The 7,268-nt window shown below is 55.8% G+C and carries 6 protein-coding genes; 1 reads left to right on the top strand and 5 read right to left on the bottom strand.

Annotation, left to right across the window (positions count from 1 at the left end; all coding sequences use genetic code 11):
• Positions 1–1,536 (top strand): hypothetical protein (locus VI895_14405; GenBank protein ID HLG20991.1); only part of this gene is annotated, 1,536 nt, incomplete at its 5' end.
• A 33-nt stretch (positions 1,537–1,569) separates the two neighbouring features.
• Here VI895_14405 and VI895_14410 read toward each other — a convergent pair.
• From VI895_14410 to VI895_14430, 5 genes are all read right to left on the bottom strand, one after another.
• Positions 1,570–3,684 carry a polysaccharide biosynthesis tyrosine autokinase gene (locus tag VI895_14410; GenBank protein HLG20992.1) on the bottom strand — a complete coding sequence of 705 codons (2,115 nt, stop codon included), beginning with the start codon at positions 3,682–3,684 and terminating at the stop codon, positions 1,570–1,572.
• Positions 3,684–4,613: a polysaccharide biosynthesis/export family protein gene (locus VI895_14415; GenBank protein HLG20993.1), complete on the bottom strand. Its 930-nt coding sequence runs from the start codon at positions 4,611–4,613 to the stop codon at positions 3,684–3,686. The genes VI895_14410 and VI895_14415 overlap by 1 nt, the downstream gene beginning before the upstream one ends.
• Entirely contained in the window at positions 4,600–5,796 is a 1,197-nt protein-coding gene (locus VI895_14420; protein ID HLG20994.1) for an outer membrane beta-barrel protein, read from the bottom strand. The genes VI895_14415 and VI895_14420 overlap by 14 nt, the downstream gene beginning before the upstream one ends.
• Positions 5,797–5,927: 131 nt before the next feature.
• A complete protein-coding gene (locus VI895_14425) occupies positions 5,928–6,479 on the bottom strand; it encodes a hypothetical protein (GenBank protein ID HLG20995.1) in 552 nt (183 codons plus the stop codon).
• Between the two features lie 147 nt (positions 6,480–6,626).
• Positions 6,627–7,268 (bottom strand): 2-isopropylmalate synthase (locus tag VI895_14430; protein HLG20996.1); only part of this gene is annotated, 642 nt, incomplete at its 5' end.

Genomic DNA, 7,268 nt, shown 5'->3' on the forward strand with positions numbered 1-7,268 from the left:
GGCCTCATCGACGACCGGCGCCCCATGCTCCCTTACATAAAGCTCGCGGGACAGATCGCCGCCGCCTGCCTCTTGATCCTTTTTGGAATCCATGTGGCGTTCACCGGGAATCCTCTCTTTTACGTCCCTTTGACGATCGCCTGGGTCGTCGCGATCACCAACGGCTTCAACCTTTTGGACAACATGGACGGCTTGGCGGGCGGTATCGCCGTAATTGCGGCCGTTTTTTTCGGCCTCCTGGCCGGCCAGATTGAAGGGGGCATCTCACCCACCGCCGTCGCAATTTTCGCCGGCTCGGTCCTTGGGTTTTTGGTCTTTAATCTTCACCCGGCGCGCATCTTCATGGGCGACTGCGGATCGCAATGGATCGGCTTTACGCTGGCCGCTTTCACGATTGCGGACACCTGGCAAAGCGCTTCCAATCTCGTCCTGATGCTGGCCACGCCGGCGCTCCTTCTGGCCGTTCCGATCTTCGATACCACGCTCGTCGCGCTGAATCGCAAACTGCACGGCAGACCCGTCAGCCGCGGCGGCCGGGATCACGCTTCCCACCGGCTCGTGGCGCTTGGCCTGACGGAGCGGAAAACCGTGTGGATCCTTTGGGGTCTGGCCATCCTTTTCGGATCCACGGCACTCTTCGCCCACGAATACGACGTCTTTTCCTGGGTTCTTTTGGCCGGGGGGCTCTTCATCTTTGTCGTCACGCTCGGAATTTTTCTCACCGACGCGAAAATCTACGACAAGGCCGCCGCTCCCAAGGAACGCCGGCAAATCCCGCGCCTGGAGATCATGTATAAGCGGCGGATCGTTGAAATCGTTCTTGACACGGTTTTGATCGGCGGCAGTTACAACTTGGCCTACCTCCTCCGATACGATTGGAACCTCGATTCGTATTTTCTTCAGCAGCTCGCCCGAAGCTTGCCGCTCGTCGTGGCGACGAAGCTCATTATTTTCCTGGCAACGGGATTGTACCGGGGTCTCTGGACCTACATTGACTTCGACCAATTCAGCCGGATGTTAAAGTCGAACCTTCTGGCCTCCGTCGGCACGATTCTGGTGATCCTCGGCTTTTACCGTTTCGAGGGTTTCTCCCGGACGGTGTTCGTCATCGACTTCATCTTGCTCCTCGTCGCCATGGGTGGAACCCGCGCCTTGCTGCGCGGTCTCCGAGAGTCCGTATTCGCCTTTCCGGAAAGCGGCGTCCGCATTCTCGTCATCGGCGGCGGCGAGGCGTGCCGGTTTCTTCTTCACGAGGTCCGCCGGAACCGCCAATGGAATTTGCGACCCGTCGCGATTCTCGACGACGACCGGCGAAAGCATGGAAAATCGATTCTCGGAATTCCGATCGTCGGCTCCCAAGAGGAAATGCCCCGGATCCTGGCTGAAAAGAAAGTGGACCAAATCGTCATCGCCATTCCGTCCGCAAAGCCGTCGGAGCGTTCCGCGATCGAACAACGCTGCGCGCTGACCGGTCTTCCGCACGTGACGATGCAATCGCTCGAAGAGACGTTGATCCACCAGATGTCGCAACGCTGAGGGTTCTTAGAATGAGCCTTTTTCAACGGCCGGCTAAGCGCTCGCCCTGGGCAATTCGGGTTCCTCGGCGTCTTCCGTCTCGGTCTTATAGGAATAGTAACCGTATTTGTAGTACTGATAATTTCCGTACGTCGATTTGGCGATGTCGACATCGTTGAGAACGGCTCCCAATACCTCGGCGCGAACGGCTTTGATCTGATCCAGGGCGAAAATGACCGCTTTTCGGTGCGTATGCGCCGCGCGCACGATCATGACGACGCCGTCCACCGCTTGGGACACCACTACGGCATCGGTCACCGGCGCCACGGGCGAGGAATCGACGATCACCCGGTCGTACATTTGGGCCAGGCGGTCCAGAAGCTGCCGCAATTCCTTGGATCCCAAGAGCTCCGCGGGGTTGGGAGGGATGCTCCCCGCAACCAGATAATCGAGATCCTTGATTTCGCTCTTTTGTACGGCCTTTTCGAGCGTAAGTTCACCCAGGAGAACATTGGTGACGCCCATACGGCTGGGTGCATTGAAATTGTGATGAAGTTTGGGACGGCGAAGGTCCAGATCGATGATCACGGTGCGTTCACCCGTCTGAGCCAACGTAATTCCCAAGTTAATCGCCGTAACGGTCTTTCCTTCTCCGGGACCGGTGGATACGATCAGGATCTTTTTCAGGCCTTTCGTCGCGGAAAGAAACAGAATGTTCGTACGAAGTGTCCGGTAAAACTCGGAAACCGTCACCGTGGGCTCCCGGAACGGAACAAACGCTATCTCCCCGTCCTTTCCGTTACCATTTGCCCCCGCGCCAAAGCGTGGGATCAGCCCCAAAACCGTGAGTTTAAGGTATCGTTCGACATCTTCGTGCGTTTTGATCGTGTCGTCCAAATATTCGAGGGCCAGCGCGAGTCCGATTCCGCCCAAGAGACCGATAATTACGGCCAGCAGCAGGTTTGTCTTGACGTCGGGACGGATGGGACTGCCCGGTTCGACGGCTCGGTCGACGATCCGGATGTTGTTACTCCGCACCAAACCGGAGAGATCCGCCTCTTTGATTTTCTTTTGAAGCGTCTCAAAGAGCTGCTGATTCGTATTCGTGATCACCTGAATGTCGGCCAGTTTTCGATTGACCTCATCGATCCGAAGCGCTTCCATCTTTTGCTTCTCCAGCGCCTCGGAAATCGAATCTTCCTCCGCTTTCGCCAGAAGAAACTTGGTCTTCAGCCGGCTCACCTCGTTGGCCACTTCCTGGCGGATCAACCTTTCGATTTCAGTTACCTGGGCGTTCAGCTTGATCATGCTGGGGTGCTTTTCACCGTACCGATAGATCAGCTTGCTCCGCTCGCTTCGAAGATCGGCTAAATCGTGCTTCAGTTTCGTGAGAAGGTCGCTGGAAACCACGCCCAGAAGGTCTTCCGCACGCGTCGACTGTTTCACCAGCTCGCTCAATTTTCGATATTGGGCCTCCAGCTCGATCCGTTTGCTCTTGAGGGTGTTCAGAGATTCCGTCAACGCCACAAGATTTGCCTTGGCCACGTTCTCCCCATCCTGAAGCGAAACGACCTTGTACTCCTCTTTGTACTTTTGAAGCTCCTGCTCCTGCTGTTTTTTCTCGGCTTGGATCTCTTTGAGCCGTTGGTTCAGCCACTCCACGGCCTGCGTGATCCCCAAAAGTTTTTGGGAAAGGTTTTCGTCGACATAGACCTCCGCGATCAGGTTGGCGAGGGTTTGGGCCCGCTTCGGTTCGTTGTCGTCGAAATAGACTTGCGCCAAACGGCTTTTATCGTCCGAGCCGATCGATATTCCGTTCTGCAAATGGCTCGTCAATTGATCCGCCGACATCCCTTTGACCAATCCCTTTTCAATCCCTCTGGCCGCGACTTTGCTCAGAAGCGCGCGGCTCTTCAGGATCTGATACTGGGTTTCGTAGTACTTGAGCGCCGACCACCAGCCGTACGGCGAGACATTGACGACATCCTGGAAGAACGCGACGTCCGGAGTTTCGGCTCCGATCTCGATGACCGTTACCGCCCGGTAGACACGCGCCTGCCGCATCGTCACGAGCGTCACGATCACGAACACGGACACCAGAAAGAGACCGGCGACTTTGCGCCGCTTCCAGATCTGGTGAAGGTATTCTTTGACCGGAAGATCGGGCATTAGAAGAAACTCTCCGGGACGACGATCACGTCATCCGCTTTCAGCATCACGTTTTTTTCCTCGTTCTTGAGGATTCGGTCGAGACGCACGTTGATCTTCGTTTCTCCCTTCTCCTCTTGCCGGAGAATGTAGGTCGATTTGGTCGACGCTTCTGGGGTCGGGCCTCCGGCCAGGGTCACGGCCTGCAAAATGCTCAAATTGTCCTCGTATTTCACCGGACCCGGCCGGGCCACGTTGCCCAGAACAAAAATCTCGTTCGCCTTCGGCACGTTCAAAATGTCTCCGTCTTCCAGAACGAGATTCTCCGTGAAATCCCCCTCGTGCACCAACCGATAATAGTCGATCACCGTCGGCTTAATCGAGGGGGAAGAGAGGGCCTCCTTTACCACGACCGCCGGAACTTGATCTCCGGTTTCCCCGGTCTTCTTGTTGGATTCAGCGGGGGCCTGTTTTTGACTCGAATTCTTCAGAGCGCCTTTAAGAAGGAGGATTCGCTTTCCGCCTTCGGCCGCGATTCCTCCCGCCTTTGAAATCAGATCGAGGACTTTCGTCTCCTCCTTGAGAACATATGTTCCGGGATTCTTTACCGCCCCCAAGACCATGACTCTTTGGCTCTGATAATCGCGGACTTCCACGTTTACCTGGGGATCGGCGAGATAGCCATCCCGAAGGCGTTCGGTCAGCATTTTCCCGAGTTCTTCCGTGGTTTTTCCTTTGACTTCGATCTTACGTAAATAAGGGTAGTCGATTTTTCCGTCCGTGCCGACGCGAAAATTTCCGGAAAACTCGGCTTCCCCCAATACTTTGACGTCGAGAACGTCTCCGATACCGACCCGATAGTCGTTCTCCGACGCCAGCAGACCGCCGCAAAAAGCGATAGCGAAAAACGCGAGCGCGCGCAGGTTGCGATTTGTTCTAATAATAGACACTGATCCCCACGTTCACGCGGTGTTTCAAAAAACTCGCGCTGTTGCTCCCGGTCAGCGGATCCACGGCGTTGGAATCCCGGTAGTCCAATTGGTACTCGGTTTTCAAATGCATCCATGCGAACAGTTCGAAGGTCAGACCCGCAAGTCCTTGGATCACGGAGTCGGCGCGCGTGGAGCCGTCCGCATTGAGGTTCGGAGGGGAGTAGTCGAGAAAATCGTAGGAAGTTCTTACATGCGTTTCCCAACGCCGGGCGAAACGGTAATTGCCGTCCAGATGAACGTGGTGATCCTGGAAGTAGTTCGTAAATGTGCTGACCTGCACATCGTACTTATAGCCCGTCGTCACCGACAAGGCCGACCGGGGCGTGAACCGGGCGTCGATTGAGCCGGTCGCGGATGTGGCATCCGGACCGCCTTCGAACTGAAGGGTTGCGAAGCCGGCATTGGCCGATATGCCGATCTTCCTCGTAAACTGGCTATTGAGACCGGCCGAAAAAGAGATGCCCCGGGAATCATTGTTGGCCACCGGAGCGACCGGATCGTCATTGAAATTCGTTTGACCGTATTCCATGGTGGCCGACGCGACGCTCTTGGGCAGGAATCGGAAATGGGAAGAAATGTTCACCCGGGACGTAATACTCACTTTGTTGTCATAAAACGAAAGAGCGCTGAGAAGCGCTTCGTATTTTTCGTACATGTTGGCGTATTTGAGCGCCAAGTCCAGATCGTCGCCCGGGGTGTGGTAACGAACCTCCGCCCCCGCGTTGTTGGTGATTCTTCCGAGCCGCTCGGGAATCTCGACGTCCGCCGGTTCCGATGTGTCTTCGTACTTCTCCGTGACTTTCATATCGAGTCGGCGAGAAAGCGCGTAGGAGGCAACCAGATTGGCTTGCTGCGCCAGATCGTCCTGAACGTCCTGTTCGAAGTTATTCCGATACGTGAATCGATAGCCGGTAAGGAGATTGAACTTGGTTCGACTGAACTCCCAATCCACTCCGGGAATAACCACGAGCACATAGTCCGATTGGGGATTTTGATCGGAATAGAGCGAGTTCGAATCGTATGAGCTGGCGACGTCCAATGCGCCGTGCAAGCGGGAACCCCCGAGCCGTAACCCGGTTTCACGACCTCTGGAGACGCCCGGCCGGTTCTCAGAATAATTTTGGGCGAAGGAGGTGGTCATCGTTACGAATACTGTAGTCGCCGTCAGAAGGGCCGCAGACGCAACTGCTCTCCGTCTGCGGCGATCCAGCAAGCGCGGGATTTTGCTGTTCACCGGTTCGTCTAATGGTCGTTATCCGCTGTAGTTTCGCCTCAACGGAACGGACTGGCCGGAGGCACAGCGGGATAGCCTTCGGCCGGATAAAGGTCATCTTCTCCGAACGGTGAAAGAACGGTTCCGTCGGCGCTCTCCATCCCCTCACCGGAGGGCCGTATGTAGACCACGGTGGTCCCATCTCCCGTCCCTCCAACTCCGTAACACTCTTCGATCGAGTTCTCGATCTCGGAAGTGTTCTTTCCGTACGCCCCGATCTTTTGGCCGTACATGTCGGCTGTCTTGGCGTCCCCGGCAAACGAGGATTCCATCAGGACGACTTTGGCTCGCTCGGATGCCTTTAAGAAGCCCTTCACGAGATCCATCTTCGTCATCAAACAATTGAGCCGTTTGATGTCGTTTTCTTCTCGGGCTTTGGCGACGGCTTTCACAAATTTCTTGAGAGTCCCCTCGATGGAAGAAACCGAAATCTCCGCCTTCTTGAGCCGGGACTCGGGCGAAGCGGGCTCCGCTCCTTCAACACGCGCCGTGATCAAGAAAAACGACAGGCAAACAAATACGCTCTTTGCCGATATCAAACGGTAGGTCAACGGTTCCTTCCTCGTGGGAGGTTTAAGGGAATAATCTCTAATAAATTCTAAAACTTATGGCTTTACAGGTCAACGATACTAGGGTTCCGTTCGCCGAAGGGACGAAAACCGACACACAAGTTCCTACCGCAGGCCGTCAAATCGAAATCAATTATTCTCGACAACGGCCAAGATCTCCTCTTCCGTCAGGACCGTCCGGCTTTGTTTGGCCTTAGATAATATGGACTTAACCGTATCTTCCGCCGGTTCGATTCCGCGTTGTTTCAGCCAGTAGATCACATTGGACGCTCCGCTCACCGGACCGATCTCGATCGTCTGGTGAAGACCGAATACACCCGCGGGAACACCGGAATAAACTCGGTCTGCCAGCCATTCGTCTCCCTTCCCCTTCGCCTTAATGATCGCAGCGGCATGGACTCCGGTCGCCGTTCGGAAGGCGTCCCTCCCGACCACCGGATAATTCTCCGGGATGGGAAAGCGGCAAGCTTCAGAGACCAGCTGGCTGTATTCGGTCAATTTCGACAGATCGTGCTGAAACCAGCCGAGTAAATGAAGATTCACGAGCAGCTGATCCATCGCCGTATTGCCGCATCGCTCGCCGATACCGAGCGCCGTGCCGTGCACGCGATCTGCTCCGGCTTCGATGGCCGAGAGGGCGTTTGCCACACCGTGGCCGCGGTCGTTATGCCCGTGCCAGTCGATCTGAATGTCCGGGTACCCGCCGGCCTGGATGATTTTCGTCCGGGCGAAACGGATTAAGGCTTGCGTCCCATCGGGAGTGGCGTGCCC

It is taken from the genome of Bdellovibrionota bacterium (assembly GCA_035292885.1).
Classification (GTDB): Bacteria; Bdellovibrionota_G; JALEGL01; order JALEGL01; family DATDPG01; genus DATDPG01.

Excerpts from the sequence above, each read along its gene's own strand:
- VI895_14410 (HLG20992.1), bottom strand. The coding sequence starts at position 3,684 with ATGCCCGATCTTCCGGTCAAAGAATACCTTCACCAGATCTGGAAGCGG.
- VI895_14420 (HLG20994.1), bottom strand. The coding sequence starts at position 5,796 with ATGACCACCTCCTTCGCCCAAAATTATTCTGAGAACCGGCCGGGCGTC.